Raw genomic sequence first — 16,629 nt, forward strand, 5'->3', positions numbered from 1 at the left:
CAGGCATAATACCGGATGGCGGCGTGAACGCCTTATCCGGCCTACGACGACAATTATCCATACACATAGTTAATCCAGCCGTCGTTTGGTTTTTAGCCACGTCAGGCCAATAAACATCACCGCCGAGGCGATTAAAAACAGTACGTTAACGCCTAACACGACCGGAATATTGCCGGCCAGAAACAGACTTTGTAGGGTGCTGACAAAATAGCGCGCCGGAATAATATAGGTCACCGCGCGGATCACCGCAGGCATACTGTCTATCTGGAAGATAAATCCGGACAGCATAATCGAGGGCAAAAACGCGGCGTTCAGCGCCACCTGCGCGGCGTTAAACTGGTTGCGAGTGATAGTGGAAATCAACAGCCCCATCCCCAGCGTACTCAGTAAAAACAGACTGGTGATGATAAACAGAATCACCAGCGAACCGCGATACGGCACGCCGAGAATAAACACCGATACCAGCATACAGAGCAGCATCGCCAGCATACCGAGAAAGTAATAGGGAATAAGCTTACACAGCAGCAGTTCAACACGCGTCACTTCGGTTGAGAGCAGCGCCTCCATCGTGCCGCGCTCCCATTCGCGGGCAACGACCAGCGAGGTGAGGATGGCGCCAATTACCGTCATGATAATGGTCACCGCCCCGGGAATGATAAAATGCTGACTGATCGCCGCCGGGTTAAACCAGTAGCGCGTCTGGACGTCGATGAGCGGTTCAAAGGTGTCGCCGCGATCTTCCGCCCGCTGCTGTTGCCAGATTTGCCAGATGCCTTCAACATAGCCCTGAACGAAGTTGGCGGTGTTTGGCTCGCTGCCGTCGGTAATCACCTGAATCGGCGCGCTGTCACCGGCGCGCGCCATTTGCTGCGCGAAATCCACCGGAATCACCACCAGTCCGCGAATGCGTCCGGCCTGCATTTTTTCAATTAATTCATGGCGATTATCGCTAATGGTCGCGTCGATATAGGGTGAACCGGTCATCGCATGAGTGAAATCCAGCGCCTCCTGGCTTTGCTGTTCAAGCAGAATCCCCACCCGCAGCTTGCTGGAGTCGAGGTTAATGCCGTAACCAAAAATAAACAGCAACAGCAGCGGGATCACCACCGCAATCAGCCAGCTACTGGGATCGCGCACGATCTGGCGCGTCTCTTTGACGCACAACGCACGCACGCGGCGCCAGGAGAGAGACTTACTCATGCGTATGCTCCTTATCCCAGTCATTGATGAGAGTGATAAAGGCCTGCTCCATCGTCGGATCGGCCTGCTGCTCATCGGCGGCCTGCGCTTTGAGATCGTCCGGCGTACCGCTGGCGATAAGCTTCCCGCGATAAACCAGTCCGATGCGATCGCAATATTCCGCCTCATCCATAAAGTGGGTCGTCACCATTACCGTGACCCCTTTTTCCACCATGCTATTAATGTGCAGCCAAAATTCACGGCGGGTGAGGGGATCAACCCCGGACGTTGGTTCATCAAGGAATAAAATATCCGGTTCGTGCATCAGCGAGCAGGCCAGCGCCAGTCGCTGTTTAAAGCCCAGCGGTAGCGCATCGGTGGGATGCGACGCGATGCTTTTCAGACCAAACGCTTCACTCATGCGCTGAATTTTTTCATTTTGCGCGCGGCCCCGCAAACCGTAGACGCCGGAGAAAAAACGCAGGTTCTGCTCAACCGTCAGGTTGCCGTAAAGCGAAAATTTTTGCGCCATATAGCCCAGATGCTGACGGGCTTTGCCGGAGCTGACTTTCAGGTCCATATCCAGCACCAGCGCCTTGCCGGACGTCGGCACCAGCAGGCCGCACATCATTTTAAAGGTGGTTGATTTACCCGCGCCGTTCGGGCCGAGCAGGCCAAAAATCTCGCCGCGCTGTACGACGAAATTAACATGGTCCGTGGCCGCGAAATCGCCAAATTTTTTCGTCAGTTCCTGCGCTTCAATCACCGTTTCGCCGGCAGTGCCTTCAACCGTATGCAGGATTGAACCCAGCGGAGACTCCGAGGTTCCCGCTCCGCCAAGCAGATCGATAAACGCATCTTCGAAGCGCGGCGCGGTCTCATTGAGGGTGATTTCCGGCATCCCTTCGGCCTGACGAATATCTGCTGCGGTCGCCTCTTTTTTCAGGATCAGGCGTACCGAACGTCCCTGAATCATGCCGTCGCTCACCTGCGGCAGTCTGAGCGCTCTCTGTAGTAACTTACGGTTGTTTTCCTGTGGACTGCTCATCAGAAAGCTACGCCCGGCCATCGTTTGCGTCAGCGCTTTAGGTTCGCCCTGATAGAGCAGCTCGCCTTCATTCATCAGCAGCACATCGCGGCACTGTTCGGCTTCGTCGAGGTAGGAGGTGCTCCAGAGGATTAGCATCCCGTCGCCCGCCAGCTCGTGGACCATCTGCCACAACTCGCGCCGTGAAATCGGGTCAACGCCAACGCCCGGTTCATCCAACAGCAGCACTTTCGGTTCGCCGACCAGCGTACAGGCCAGCCCCAGTTTTTGCTTCATCCCTCCGGACAATTTTCCTGCCAGACGGCCAGTGAAAGGGCCGAGGGCGGTAAACTCCAACAAACGGGCAAAGGTCTTTTCCCGTATCTCGCCGGTAACGCTGCGTAAATCGGCATAGAGATTAAGGTTCTCCATGACGGTAAGATCTTCATACAGACCGAATTTCTGCGGCATATAGCCCAGAACCGCGTGCAGCTCGCTGTCGTTTTGTATCGGATCGAAGCCCAATACGGACGCGCTGCCGCCATCGGCTTTGAGCAGGCCCGCCAGCATACGCATTAGCGTGGTTTTTCCTGCGCCGTCCGGCCCTACCAGCCCGGTGACATAACCGGAATGAATGGTACAGTCGAGCGGCGCGACGGCGGGTTTATCCATTCCCGCAAAGCGCTTCGTCAGACCGTGCAGCGTAATAACGGCCTCACTCATGCCGTGCCTCGTCATTAAATTTCACCGTGACTGGCATCCCCTGGCGTAACGCATCGTCCGCATCGGTGACGATAATGCGCAGGCGATAGACGAGATCGGTACGCAGATCCGGCGTTTCGACGGTTTTCGGCGTAAATTCCGCGGTGGGCGAAACGAAACCAATCTTGCCGTGGTAAGGTTTGTCAGGACGACCGTCGGTATACAACAGAATGTCGCGCCCCGGTTGCGTCTGACTGAGGTTGCGTTCATCAACATAGGCGCGCACCCAGACGGGGCGGGTCAGCGAGAGCGTTAATACCGTGCTGCCGGCGTTCAGCATACTGCCAGGCTCGACCGCGCGGGTGAGCAAGGTTCCGTTGGCAGGCGCGATAAGCGTGGTGTCCTGTAAATCAAGCTGCGCCTGCGCCAGTTGGGCCTTTGCCTGTTCCAGGCTGGCTTTCGCCTGGGCGATATCCTGTTCACGATTACCGGTACGGTACTGGCTCAGTTTATCCTGCGCGGACTTCAGAGTCGCCTGCGCCTGATCGCGCGATGAGCGGGCGTTTTCCAGATCGTTAGCGGAAATGGTGCGGCTTTTCCACAATCCTTGCTGACGGTTATAAAAGTTTTGCGCGTAGTCATAGGCGGCTTGCGCCTGTCTGACGGCGGCGGCGGCCTGGGCTATCTCTTCATCGCGATAGCCTGCCAGCATCAAATCATATTGCGCCTGCGCGACCGACACGCCAGCTTTCGCCTGCATCAGCGCGTTTTCGTATGGCGCGTGATCCAGTTCGCCGAGCACCTGTCCGGCTTTGATGGCATCGCCTTCATCAACATTCAGCGACGCCAGCCTGCCGCCGACGCGAAAGCTGATATTGACGGTACGGATATCGACATTACCGTATAGCGTCAGCCCATCGTCCTGCCGACTTTGATACCACCAGGTTCCACCGGCAATCACAGCGACGATCGCTGCGATTGCCAGTCCGATAACGACAGGTTTTTTCATCAGTCCAGACTCCTTTGCGTTAAACCGTGCAGAATAAGATCGATGTGGCAGGTTACCGTCTGGTAAATCAGCTCCGCTTTTTCTTCATCAAACTGCGGCCAGCCGGTACGTAACAGAATAGTTTCTTTGCCGAGACGGAACGCCAGCACTTCGCCCAGTAAGGCATGGGTATGCAAAATCATGCGCGTATCATTGGCGTCGCAGCCGGTATAAGCGGCAACCAATCTTGTCAGATGGGTGTGCAACGGATCGATAACCTGTTCATGAACCAATTGATAGGCCGACGTGGGAGAGAGCTGCTCGCGTGAAATGAATTTGCTCAGGTTAACGGTGTCTTCCTGCGTCAGCAGCATAATCATGTTCTTGCAGGCGAGCAGAATAAGCTCGCGTATGGCGTCCCGGTCAGGGACAGGCTGGCTAAACAGACGTTCCGCTTTTTCAGCATGGGGGCGAAATTTTTCGCCAAGAAAATCGGCAATCCACTGGGCGCAGGCGAGGTATAAATCCTCTTTTGAGCCGAAATAGTAAGTAATAGCGGCAATATTTTGCCCCGCCAGCGCGGCGATATCGCGCGTGGTGGCATGGAGGCCATACTCGCCAAACTGCGCCAGCGCGGCGGCAATGAGCTGACTTTTCGCCTGCTCGCCCTTGGTGGTCGTGGTGGGAATATTCATCACACGCCCTAAGTCTTAATCAATCGATTGATTAACTTTAGGCGCACATTTCAGGTTTGTCTACCGCCAGCTATTAGATCTGAAATCCTTCGCGGCTTAGCTCTTTGGAAACCCAATTAAAGAATATCTTCACTTTCTCTTTTTGTTCATTGTGATGTGGCAAAACGAAGTGGTGAGCGTTAACCGGCATACTCACGTCAGTCGTAAAAACGGGCGCCAGGTGGCGTTGGCTAACGCTTTGTCCGGCCAGTAAATTGCTTTCAAGAATAATCCCCATGCCCATACGTGCAGCCTCAATGCTCATATAGGAGCGGTCAAAATTAAAAATAAAGTTTTTATTCCAGCCGCGAACCTTATGCCAGGACAGCCAGTTGCTCCAGTTGATCAGCGTGCTATCTGAATGAATAAGATCGCAACCCAGTAAGTCTTCAATGTTTTGAATGCTATGACTCGCTAAATAAGTCGATGACGTATAGGGGAGCATACGTTCATTTTTTATGGTTTTGACGACCAGCGTCGGCCATTGTGAAAGGCCGTGGCGGATATCGATGTCGATATTATCACGGGAGAACTGAATACTTTCGTAAGAACAGGTCAGGCTAATTTTAAGCTCAGGCCAGGCCTGGCGAAATTTATTCAGACGGGGCATCAACCATAGTAATCCAAAACTCGGTGCTGAATGTATGCGTAAATAATCCTGGTGAATATCATTTATGACCTGGTTGGTAGCCTGTCCAATAATGTTTAACGCCCCCGAAACCTCTTTTAAATATTTTTCACCAATAGCGGTCAATACGACGCCTTTACTGCTGCGCGAAAAAAGTTTCTTTCCCAGATACTGTTCCAGACTGGCTATCTGATGGCTTACCGCGGAGGCCGTAACATTGAGATTTTCAGCTGCCAGATTCAGGCTGTTGGTATCAGCCACTTCAATGAATGCCTGGATATTGCGTAAAGATGGCACAGGCAAGCTTTTATTCTGTAGTGGCTGGTTCATGATTATCTCCGGTGAATGGAATGATGATCGCCCAATTTTATTACCCCAGGAAGTAAATTCAGCGGTTACTCCCCTAATACCTGGTCAGCTTAACATAGGCGAAAAATAAGTTATGGGGTAATTCGTGATGAAGTTAACAGTTTTATCTGCCATTTCTGTCGGTCAAGCTGATTCGACAATAATTTGAATCCAGTCACGAAGCAAATTTTCCTCATTCATAATTGAGGTTTTTTGAATACCGTTTCTTTTGGGGATTGTTATATTGCAACCACAGGCCTGATAACAAGGCGCGATGCGGTAAGGTTCGCGAAAAAAACATATACCCAAAATAATTCGAGTTGCTTAAAGGCGGCAAGGGAGTGAGTCCCCAGGAGCATAGATAACTATGTGACTGGGGTGAGCGAGCGTAGCCAACACATAAGCAACTTGAAGTATGAAGGGTATAAACAATAATGAGGATACCCTATGTCACGTATAGATACTGTAGTCTGTACTGACGCCAGGAAGACAAAATATCGTTTGGTGGTTTTGACGATGATTTTCCTGGTGTATGCAATAAATTACGCCGACAGAACCAATATCGGCGCGGTGCTGCCGTTTATCATTGATGAGTTTCATATCAACAACTTTGAAGCCGGGGCCATCGCCAGTATGTTTTTCCTTGGCTACGCGGTAAGCCAGATCCCGGCAGGTTTTTTTATCGCCAAACGCGGCACGCGGGGGTTAGTTTCACTGTCAATTTTCGGCTTTTCCGCTTTCACCTGGCTGATGGGCACGGTAAGTTCGGTGTTTAGCCTGAAGATGGTGCGACTGGGACTGGGGCTTAGCGAAGGACCATGCCCGGTGGGTCTGGCTTCAACCATTAATAACTGGTTTCCGCCGAAAGAGAAAGCCACGGCAACCGGCGTTTATATCGCGGCCACCATGTTTGCGCCGATTATCGTGCCGCCGTTGGCGGTGTGGATTGCGGTCACCTGGGGCTGGCGGTGGGTCTTTTTCTCCTTTGCGATCCCGGGGATCGTGGCGGCGATTGCCTGGTATTTACTGGTTAAGTCAAAACCTTCAGAGAGCGGATTTGTTTCGCAAAGTGAACTGGAAGAGATTAATGCCGGGCGTGATATCCATAAAAATACCGTGCGGGAAAATATATTAATTGCCGATCGTTTCACTTTGCTGGATAAAATTATTCGGGTGAAAAAAATGGCGCCTATCGATACGGCAAAAGGATTATTTACCTCCAAAAATATCCTCGGTGACTGCCTGGCCTATTTTATGATGGTTAGCGTGCTGTATGGCTTATTAACCTGGATTCCGCTCTATTTAGTGAAAGAGCGCGGTTTTGATGTCATGAGTATGGGGTTTGTAGCCAGTATGCCGTGCATCGGCGGGTTTATTGGCGCGATTGGCGGCGGATGGATTTCGGATAAAGTATTAGGCCGTCGTCGTAAGCCAACGATGATGTTTACCGCTATTTCCACCGTGGTCATGATGTTAATTATGCTGAATATTCCGGCAAGCACCTGGGCGGTATGTGTTGGGTTATTCTTCGTCGGTTTATGCCTGAATATTGGCTGGCCCGCATTCACAGCATACGGTATGGCGGTTTCGGATACGAAAACTTATCCCATTGCCTCTTCTATTATCAATAGCGGCGGCAACCTCGGCGGGTTTGTCGCTCCGATGGCTGCGGGTTTTTTACTTGATAAGACCGGCAGCTTTAATTCTGTATTTACCTATTTCGGTATCTGCGCAGCAATTGGTCTGGTGGTTATTCTCTTCCTCGATGAGCCACAATAACGGAAATATATCCTGTTAATTAATATGACGTAATGTCATGGAGTGAAAATATGTTATTAAAAGATAAAGTCGCCATTATTACTGGCGCGGCCTCCGCACGCGGTTTGGGCTTTGCTACCGCGAAATTATTTGCTGAAAACGGCGCTAAAGTGGTCATTATCGACCTCAATGGCGAAGCCAGTGAAGCCGCGGCTGCGGCATTAGGCGAAGGTCATCTCGGGCTGGCGGCAAACGTCGCTGACGAAGTTCAGGTTCAGGCGGCAATTGAACAGATCGTGGCTAAATATGGTCGGGTCGATGTACTGGTGAATAACGCCGGTATTACTCAGCCGCTGAAGCTAATGGACATTAAGCGCGCTAATTATGACGCGGTGCTTGACGTCAGCCTGCGCGGCACGCTGTTGATGTCACAGGCGGTTATCCCGGTCATGAGAGCGCAAAAATCCGGCAGCATTGTCTGCATCTCCTCCGTTTCCGCCCAGCGCGGCGGCGGTATCTTCGGCGGCCCGCACTACAGCGCGGCAAAAGCCGGCGTGCTCGGTCTGGCGCGGGCGATGGCGCGTGAGCTTGGCCCCGATAACGTCCGCGTAAACTGCATCACTCCGGGGCTGATTCAGACCGACATCACCGCCGGTAAGCTGACCGATGAAATGACGGCCAACATCCTTGCCGGGATCCCGATGAACCGCCTGGGCGATGCGGTAGACATCGCGCGCGCCGCGCTGTTCCTGGGAAGCGATCTCGCGTCCTACTCCACCGGTATCACCCTGGATGTTAACGGCGGCATGTTAATTCACTAAGCGAGGCAATGAGATGAAGATGACCGAATCACAAAAAGTCGCCGCGGCGGCGTGGCGCATCCGCCGCTACGCCCTGCAAATGGGGGAAGTTCAGGGACAGGGCTATATCGGCCAGGCTCTGGGCTATGCCGATGTGCTGGCAACCGCGTTCAGCCACGCGATGACCTACCGTCCGGAAGACCCTGAGTGGGAAGGGCGCGACCGCTTCCTGCTCTCTCACGGCCATTACGCCATCGCCTATTATGCGGCGCTGCTGGAAGCGGGAATTATCCCGGAAGAGGAGCTGGAAACCTACGGTTCCGACGACAGCCGCCTGCCGATGTCGGGGATGGCGACCTACACGCCGGGGATGGAGATGTCCGGTGGTTCGCTGGGGCAGGGGCTGTCCATTGCCGTAGGAATGGCGCTCGGGCTGAAGCAAAAGAGCAGCACGTCCTGGGTTTATAACTCTATGTCGGATGGGGAACTGGACGAAGGTTCAACCTGGGAAGCGGCGATGTCGGCAGCCCACTATGGCCTGACTAACTTGATTAACATCGTTGATGTTAACAAACAGCAGGCGGACGGCGATTCGCGCAAAATCCTCGGCTTTGAGCCGCTGCATGAAAAATGGGCCGCTTTCGGCTGGTACGTACAGCGCGTGGACGGTAACGATCTGGCTGCGGTGATTGCGGCCTTTGACAACGCGAAAAGTCATGCCGGCAACCAGCCGCGGGTCATTCTCTGCGACACGCTGATGGGCAAAGGGGTGCCGTTCCTCGAAACCCGCGATAAGAACCATTTTATTCGCGTCGATGCTGACGAGTGGCAAAAAGCGATTGCGGTGCTGGACGCTAACAAACCGGAAGGAGTGCTGTAATGAGCCAGAGTAAACCACGTTTAAAAACGTCCGCGATGATTGCTTCTATCGCCGATGAAGGCCAGGCGACGATCCCTGCGCCGTTTGGCGTCGCGCTGTCAAAACTGGCGGCGCAGCGCCCGGAAATCGTCGGTATGACCGCGGACCTGTCAAAATATACCGATCTACATATTTTCGCCCAGGCTTTCCCGGATCGCTTTTTCCAGATGGGAATGGCGGAACAGCTGCTGATGGGAGCGGCGGGGGGCATGGCGAAAGAGGGATTTATTCCCTTCGCTACCACCTACGCTGCGTTTGCCACCCGTCGCGCCTATGATTTTATCCATCAGGTGATCGCCGAAGAGCATCTGAACGTGAAGATCTGTGCAGCGCTGCCGGGCCTGACGACGGGTTATGGCCCAAGCCACCAGGCAACCGAAGATCTGGCGATTATGCGCGGCATTCCCGGCATGGTTATCGTCGATCCTTGCGATGCGCTGGAGATAGAGCAGGCGGTACCGGCAATTGCTGACCATAACGGCCCGGTGTATATGCGCCTGCTGCGCGGTAAGGTGCCGCTGGTGCTGGATAAGTACGACTATCAGTTTGAGCTGGGCAAGGCGAAACTGCTGGAGGACGGCAATGATGTGCTGATTATCTCTTCCGGGCTGATGACCATGCGTGCTTTGGAGGCGGTTGAAAAGCTACGCGCCGATAATATCAGCGTGGCCGTATTGCACGTGCCGACAATCAAGCCGCTTGATGAAAAAGCGATTATTGAGCAAGCGTCGAAGCCCGGTCGCCTGGTGATGACCGCGGAAAACCATACCTCGGTCGGCGGGTTAGGGGAGGCGGTTGCCGCGCTGCTGATGCGTAAGGGCGTACGCTGTGAGCTGGATACCGTTGGTTTGCCTGACGAATTCCTGCTGGCCGGCGCGCTGCCGACCCTGCACGATCGCTACGGCATCTCCACCGCGATGATGGTAGAAAAAATTAAGCATCGTCTGCGTTAATGACTTTCGCCGCCGCGTTCTGCGGCGGCGCTTCTCTGTTTCCGTTTGAGGTTTCCATGTCGATTAATTCCATTGAAGAATTAAACGCGCTGGTTGCGCGCGTCAAAAAAGCCCAGCGTCAGTACGCGAGTTTCACGCAACAACAGGTAGACAAAATCTTCCGCGCCGCCGCTCTGGCCGCCGCTGATGCCCGCATTCCGCTGGCCAAAATGGCGGTCGCCGAATCTGGTATGGGCATCGTAGAAGACAAAGTGATTAAAAACCACTTCGCTTCCGAATATATCTATAACGCCTATAAAGATGAAAAGACCTGCGGTGTGCTGTCAGAAGACGACACTTTCGGGACCATTACGATTGCTGAGCCTGTCGGTATTATTTGCGGTATCGTTCCAACCACTAACCCGACCTCTACCGCGATTTTCAAGTCGCTGATTAGCCTGAAAACGCGTAACGCCATCATCTTTTCTCCGCATCCGCGCGCTAAAGAGGCAACCAACAAAGCGGCAGATATCGTTCTGCAAGCGGCTATCGCTGCCGGCGCGCCGAAAGATCTGATTGGCTGGATCGATCAACCTTCCGTAGAACTGTCTAACGCGCTGATGCACCACCCGGATATTAACCTGATCCTTGCGACGGGTGGTCCAGGCATGGTGAAAGCAGCATACAGCTCCGGTAAACCTGCTATCGGCGTAGGCGCAGGTAACACTCCGGTAGTGATTGATGAAACTGCTGACATTAAACGCGCTGTGGCGTCAATCCTGATGTCGAAAACCTTCGATAACGGCGTAATCTGTGCTTCTGAACAGTCTGTTGTCGTTGTTGATTCCGTCTACGATGCCGTGCGCGAGCGTTTTGCGAAATGCGGCGCGGTGATTCTGAATAAAAAAGAGAGGAAAGCTGTAGGCGGAGTATTGCTCAAAAATGGGGCGCTGAATGCGGCAATTGTCGGCCAGTCAGCGGCTACAATCGCAGAGATTGCCGGCATTTTTGTGCCTGAAAACAGCAAGGTTCTGATAGGGGAGGTGAGTGCAACGGACGCCTCTGAGCCTTTCGCTCACGAAAAACTCTCTCCGACGCTCGCCATGTACCGAGCAAAAGATTTTGCCGATGCGGTAGATAAAGCGGAGCAACTGGTCGCTATGGGCGGTATCGGTCATACCTCCTGCCTGTACACTGACCAGGATAACCAGCCAGAACGCGTTGCTTACTTCGGTCAGATGATGAAAACCGCGCGTATCCTGATCAACACCCCGGCCTCTCAGGGTGGTATCGGTGACCTGTACAACTTCAAACTCGCACCTTCCCTGACGTTGGGTTGTGGTTCCTGGGGTGGTAACTCCATCTCTGAAAACGTTGGTCCTAAGCACTTGATCAACAAGAAAACCGTTGCTAAGCGAGCTGAAAACATGTTGTGGCACAAACTTCCGAAATCTATCTACTTCCGCCGTGGCTCTCTGCCCATCGCGCTGGATGAAGTGATTACTGATGGCCACAAACGTGCGCTCATCGTGACTGACCGCTTCCTGTTCAACAACGGCTATGCAGACCAGATCACCTCTGTGCTGAAAGCGGCTGGCGTTGAAACCGAAGTCTTCTTCGAAGTTGAAGCCGACCCGACGCTTTCCGTTGTTCGCAAAGGCGCTGAGCTGGCTAACTCCTTCAAACCGGACGTGATTATCGCGCTGGGCGGCGGTTCCCCGATGGACGCGGCGAAAATCATGTGGGTCATGTACGAACACCCGGAAACCCACTTCGAAGAGCTGGCGCTGCGCTTTATGGATATCCGTAAACGTATCTACAAGTTCCCGAAAATGGGCGTGAAAGCGAAAATGATCGCCGTCACCACCACTTCCGGTACCGGTTCTGAAGTCACACCATTTGCGGTTGTGACCGACGATGCAACCGGTCAGAAATATCCGCTGGCTGACTACGCCCTGACCCCGGATATGGCGATTGTCGACGCCAACCTGGTGATGGATATGCCGAAGTCCCTGTGTGCGTTCGGTGGTCTGGATGCGGTAACTCATGCCCTGGAAGCTTACGTTTCCGTACTGGCTTCTGAGTTCTCTGACGGTCAGGCTCTGCAGGCCCTGAAACTGCTGAAAGAAAACCTGCCGGCGTCTTATCACGAAGGGTCTAAAAACCCGGTTGCGCGTGAACGTGTTCACAGTGCAGCGACTATCGCCGGTATCGCGTTTGCCAACGCCTTCCTGGGTGTATGTCACTCCATGGCGCACAAACTGGGCTCTCAGTTCCACATTCTGCACGGTCTGGCGAACGCCCTGCTGATTTGTAACGTTATCCGCTACAACGCGAATGACAACCCGACCAAGCAGACCGCTTTCAGCCAGTACGATCGTCCGCAGGCACGCCGTCGTTACGCTGAAATTGCTGACCACCTGGGCCTGAGCGCGCCGGGCGATCGTACCGCCGCTAAGATTGAAAAACTGCTGGCATGGCTGGAAAGCATTAAAGCTGAGCTGGGTATTCCTAAGTCTATCCGTGAAGCAGGCGTGCAGGAAGCTGACTTCCTGGCACACGTTGACAAACTGTCTGAAGATGCCTTCGATGACCAGTGCACCGGCGCTAACCCGCGTTATCCGCTGGTATCGGAACTGCGCCAACTGCTGCTGGCAAGTTTCTACGGCGAGGCGTTTGCTGAACAATAACGCATGGATCCCCGTCGCGGGGCGTCATTTTCCCCGCGGCTCACCGTAAGGATAATTTATGCGCCGCATCACAAAAACTGCTACACTCCGCCCCTTCATGACATTGTGGTTTTTGTCATTCCAAATTTGAGCATCTCCCTGAAAACTACACCGGCAACGGTCGGGGCGGTCCGGAGTAGTTATGTCTTTTGATTCCCTGGGATTAAACCCTGATATCCTGCGCGCCATTGCCGAGCAGGGTTACCGTGAACCTACCCCTATTCAGCAACAGGCGATTCCCGCCGTGCTGGAAGGCCGCGATCTGATGGCCAGCGCCCAGACCGGAACCGGTAAAACGGCGGGTTTTACCCTGCCATTGTTGCAGCATCTGATTACCCATCAGCCGCACGCTAAAGGTCGTCGCCCGGTGCGCGCGTTGATCCTCACGCCAACCCGCGAGCTGGCGGCGCAAATTGGCGAAAACGTTAGAGATTACAGTAAATACCTCAACGTTCGCTCGCTGGTGGTGTTTGGCGGCGTAAGCATCAATCCGCAGATGATGAAACTGCGCGGCGGCGTGGATGTGCTGGTGGCGACGCCGGGACGTCTGCTTGACCTGGAACATCAAAATGCCGTGAAGCTGGATCAGATTGAGATTCTGGTACTGGATGAAGCCGACCGTATGCTGGATATGGGCTTCATTCACGACATTCGTCGCGTGCTGGCGAAACTGCCGGCGAAGCGTCAGAATCTGCTGTTCTCCGCCACGTTCTCCGACGACATCAAAGCGCTTGCCGAAAAGCTGTTGCGCAACCCGCTGGAAATCGAAGTGGCGCGCCGCAACACGGCCTCAGAGCAGGTAACGCAGCACGTGCACTTTGTCGATAAAAAACGCAAACGTGAACTGTTGTCGCAGATGATTGGCCAGGGCAACTGGCAGCAGGTGTTGGTCTTCACCCGCACCAAGCATGGCGCGAACCATCTGGCGGAACAGCTTAATAAAGACGGTATTCGCAGCGCGGCGATCCACGGTAATAAATCGCAGGGCGCACGTACCCGCGCGCTGGCCGATTTTAAATCCGGCGATATTCGCGTGCTGGTGGCGACGGATATTGCGGCGCGTGGTCTGGATATTGAAGAGCTGCCGCACGTGGTCAACTATGAGCTGCCGAACGTGCCGGAAGATTATGTACACCGTATTGGCCGTACCGGTCGCGCGGCGGCAACTGGCGAGGCGCTGTCGCTGGTCTGTGTTGACGAGCATAAATTGTTGCGTGATATCGAAAAGTTGCTGAAAAAAGAGATCCCACGCATTACGACGCCGGGCTATGAGCCGGACCCGTCGATTAAAGCGGAGCCTATTCAGAACGGTCGTCAGCAGCGCGGCGGCGGCGGTCGTGGACGCGGACAAAATCAGGGGGGAGCGGGGCGCAGTCAGCAGCCGCGACGTCAGGATAGCGGGGCGGCGAAGGCGAAACCAAAACCGCGCACAGGCGAGGGGAAACCCGCGGGCGACAAAGCACGTCCGCCGCGTCGCCCGCGCAGAATCACGCCTGCCCAGTAAATTTTATCCGGCAACATGCCCGGTAGTGCGACGCTTACCGGGCCTACGGACTATGCAAATACGTAGGCCCGATAAGGTGCTTGCACCGCCATCCGGCAAAATACACATCGCGTTGCGAGCCGCCTTCCAGAACCGGTAAAAAAGGTACTTCCCGCCCCTGAAATGTGACACAATAGTGGCTGTTTATACAGTACTTCAGGTTTTCTCATGGCATTGACCGCTGCGCTGAAAGCGCAAATCGCCGCCTGGTATAAGGCGCTTCAGGACCAGATTCCCGACTTTATTCCCCGTGCGCCGCAGCGGCAGATGATTGCTGACGTCGCCAGAACGCTGGCCGGGGAAGAAGGGAGACATCTGGCTATTGAAGCGCCGACCGGCGTCGGGAAAACCCTCTCCTATCTTATTCCCGGTATCGCCATTGCCCGGGAAGAGCAAAAAACACTGGTGGTCAGTACCGCTAACGTGGCGTTACAGGATCAGATCTTTAGCAAAGATTTGCCGCTGCTACGAAAAATCATCCCCGATCTGCGCTTTACCGCCGCCTTTGGCCGCGGGCGTTACGTGTGTCCGCGAAACCTGGCGGCGCTCGCCAGTAGCGAGCCTACGCAGCAGGATCTGCTCGCCTTTCTTGATGACGAACTGACGCCTAACAACCAGGAAGAGCAAAAGCGTTGCGCCAGGCTGAAAGGGGATCTTGACGGTTACAAATGGGATGGTCTGCGGGATCATACCGACATTGCTATTGACGACGATCTGTGGCGGCGATTAAGTACCGATAAAGCCAGTTGTCTGAACCGCAACTGTCACTATTACCGCGAATGTCCATTCTTTGTCGCCCGACGTGAAATACAGGAAGCGGAAGTCGTGGTGGCGAATCACGCGCTGGTAATGGCGGCGATGGAAAGTGAAGCCGTACTGCCGGAACCAAAGCATCTGCTGTTGGTACTGGATGAAGGTCATCATCTGCCCGATGTCGCTCGCGATGCGCTGGAGATGAGCGCGGAAATTACCGCCTCCTGGTATCGCTTGCAACTGGACCTGTTCAGCAAACTGGTGGCGACCTGTATGGAGCAATTTCGCCCTAAGACCACGCCGCCGTTAGCGAATCCTGAGCGACTTAACGCCCATTGCGAGGAGGTGTACGAACTGATCGCCTCGCTCAATGCCATTCTTAATCTGTATATGCCCGCAGCGCAGGAGGCGGAGCACCGTTTTGCAATGGGCGAGTTGCCTGATGAGGTCATGGAAATCTGCCAGCGACTGGCGAAGCTGACCGAGACGCTGCGTGGGCTGGCGGAATCCTTTCTCAACGATCTCAGCGAAAAAACCGGATCGCACGATATTGTGCGTTTGCATCGGGTGATTTTACAGATGAACCGGGCGCTGGGAATGTTCGAGGCGCAAAGTAAATTATGGCGACTGGCTTCGATGGCGCAGTCTTCAGGCGCGCCGGTGTCCAAATGGGCGACGCGTGAAATACGCGAAGGGCAACTCCACGTCTGGTTCCATTGTGTCGGTATCCGCGTCAGCGATCAGCTGGAAAGATTGTTATGGCGCAGCGTACCGCACATTATTGTCACCTCGGCGACACTGCGCTCGCTCAATAGCTTTTCGCGTCTGCAGGAAATGAGCGGCTTAAAAGAAAAAGCCGGCGACCGCTTTGTGGCGCTGGATTCGCCGTTTAATCATGTGGAACAGGGGAAACTGGTGATTCCTCAGATGCGCTACGAACCCACCATTGATAACGAAGAGCAGCATATTGCCGAAATGGCGGCCTATTTTCGTGAGCAACTGGAGAGCAAAAAACATCATGGTATGCTGGTACTGTTCGCCAGCGGGCGGGCGATGCAGCGTTTTCTGGAGCATGTCGCTGATGTGCGCTTACTCCTCCTGGTCCAGGGTGACCAGCCGCGTTACCGGCTGGTAGAGCTGCACCGTAAACGGGTGGAGAGCGGCGAACGCAGCGTGCTGGTTGGGCTTCAGTCTTTTGCCGAAGGGCTGGATCTTAAAGGCGAGCTGCTGACGCAGGTCCATATCCATAAAATTGCCTTCCCGCCGATCGACAGTCCGGTCGTGATCACCGAAGGCGAATGGCTAAAAAGTCTGAATCGTTATCCGTTTGAGGTACAAAGTTTACCAAGCGCGTCTTTTAATTTAATTCAGCAGGTAGGGCGATTGATCCGTAGCCATGCCTGTCGGGGAGAAGTGGTCATTTATGATAAGCGGTTGTTGACCAAAAACTACGGACAGCGTTTACTGAATGCCTTACCTGTTTTTCCGATAGAGCAGCCTGCCGTGCCAGACGTTATAGTAAAACCAAAAGCAAAACCTGCACGCCGCCGACGGCGTTAATGCTGTGAGCACACTTCAAGGAGCTTTCA

At 54.1% G+C, this 16,629-nt stretch carries 12 protein-coding genes; 7 read left to right on the forward strand and 5 right to left on the reverse strand.

Annotation, left to right across the window (positions count from 1 at the left end; translation table 11 throughout):
* Positions 1-69: 69 nt before the first annotated feature.
* From EOS97_RS17720 to EOS97_RS17740, 5 genes are all read right to left on the reverse strand, one after another.
* A complete protein-coding gene (locus tag EOS97_RS17720; RefSeq protein ID WP_000045762.1) occupies positions 70-1,200 on the reverse strand; it encodes an ABC transporter permease in 1,131 nt (376 codons plus the stop codon).
* Positions 1,193-2,929: an ATP-binding cassette domain-containing protein gene (locus EOS97_RS17725; RefSeq protein ID WP_001287616.1), complete on the reverse strand. Its 1,737-nt coding sequence runs from the start codon at positions 2,927-2,929 to the stop codon at positions 1,193-1,195. The genes EOS97_RS17720 and EOS97_RS17725 overlap by 8 nt, the downstream gene beginning before the upstream one ends.
* The gene (hlyD, locus tag EOS97_RS17730) at positions 2,922-3,917 is read right to left on the reverse strand and encodes a secretion protein HlyD (protein ID WP_000743431.1); all 996 of its coding nucleotides are present in this window, start codon (positions 3,915-3,917) and stop codon (positions 2,922-2,924) included. Before hlyD ends, EOS97_RS17725 begins: the two co-directional genes overlap by 8 nt.
* Positions 3,917-4,591: a transcriptional regulator CecR gene (cecR, locus tag EOS97_RS17735; protein WP_001025260.1), complete on the reverse strand. Its 675-nt coding sequence runs from the start codon at positions 4,589-4,591 to the stop codon at positions 3,917-3,919. Before cecR ends, hlyD begins: the two co-directional genes overlap by 1 nt.
* A gap of 73 nt (positions 4,592-4,664) precedes the next feature.
* A complete protein-coding gene (locus tag EOS97_RS17740; RefSeq protein WP_001075546.1) occupies positions 4,665-5,588 on the reverse strand; it encodes a LysR substrate-binding domain-containing protein in 924 nt (307 codons plus the stop codon).
* A 465-nt stretch (positions 5,589-6,053) separates the two neighbouring features.
* Here EOS97_RS17740 and EOS97_RS17745 point away from each other — a divergent pair, with 465 nt between their 5' ends.
* The 7 genes from EOS97_RS17745 to dinG all read left to right on the forward strand — a co-directional run bounded on the left by EOS97_RS17745 (position 6,054) and on the right by dinG (position 16,600).
* Positions 6,054-7,385, forward strand: a complete 1,332-nt coding sequence (locus tag EOS97_RS17745) for an MFS transporter (RefSeq protein WP_001518324.1) — start codon at positions 6,054-6,056, stop codon at positions 7,383-7,385.
* Between the two features lie 50 nt (positions 7,386-7,435).
* Positions 7,436-8,185 (forward strand): SDR family NAD(P)-dependent oxidoreductase, encoded by a 750-nt coding sequence (locus EOS97_RS17750; protein ID WP_000924698.1) that lies wholly within the window; start codon positions 7,436-7,438, stop codon positions 8,183-8,185.
* Between the two features lie 13 nt (positions 8,186-8,198).
* Positions 8,199-9,044 carry a transketolase gene (locus EOS97_RS17755; RefSeq protein ID WP_000784291.1) on the forward strand — a complete coding sequence of 282 codons (846 nt, stop codon included), beginning with the start codon at positions 8,199-8,201 and terminating at the stop codon, positions 9,042-9,044.
* A complete protein-coding gene (locus EOS97_RS17760) occupies positions 9,044-10,036 on the forward strand; it encodes a transketolase family protein (protein ID WP_000083414.1) in 993 nt (330 codons plus the stop codon). The genes EOS97_RS17755 and EOS97_RS17760 overlap by 1 nt, the downstream gene beginning before the upstream one ends.
* Before the next feature lie 56 nt (positions 10,037-10,092).
* A complete protein-coding gene (gene adhE / locus EOS97_RS17765) occupies positions 10,093-12,705 on the forward strand; it encodes a bifunctional acetaldehyde-CoA/alcohol dehydrogenase (RefSeq protein WP_023165980.1) in 2,613 nt (870 codons plus the stop codon).
* A 181-nt stretch (positions 12,706-12,886) separates the two neighbouring features.
* A complete protein-coding gene (gene rhlE / locus EOS97_RS17770; protein ID WP_000007072.1) occupies positions 12,887-14,248 on the forward strand; it encodes an ATP-dependent RNA helicase RhlE in 1,362 nt (453 codons plus the stop codon).
* Positions 14,249-14,455: 207 nt separating this feature from the next.
* Positions 14,456-16,600 (forward strand): ATP-dependent DNA helicase DinG, encoded by a 2,145-nt coding sequence (gene dinG, locus EOS97_RS17775; protein WP_001218630.1) that lies wholly within the window; start codon positions 14,456-14,458, stop codon positions 16,598-16,600.
* The last annotated feature ends 29 nt before the right edge of the window (positions 16,601-16,629 follow it).

This window comes from Salmonella sp. SSDFZ54 (genome assembly GCF_004010735.1).
Lineage (GTDB): Bacteria > Pseudomonadota > Gammaproteobacteria > Enterobacterales > Enterobacteriaceae > Salmonella > Salmonella enterica.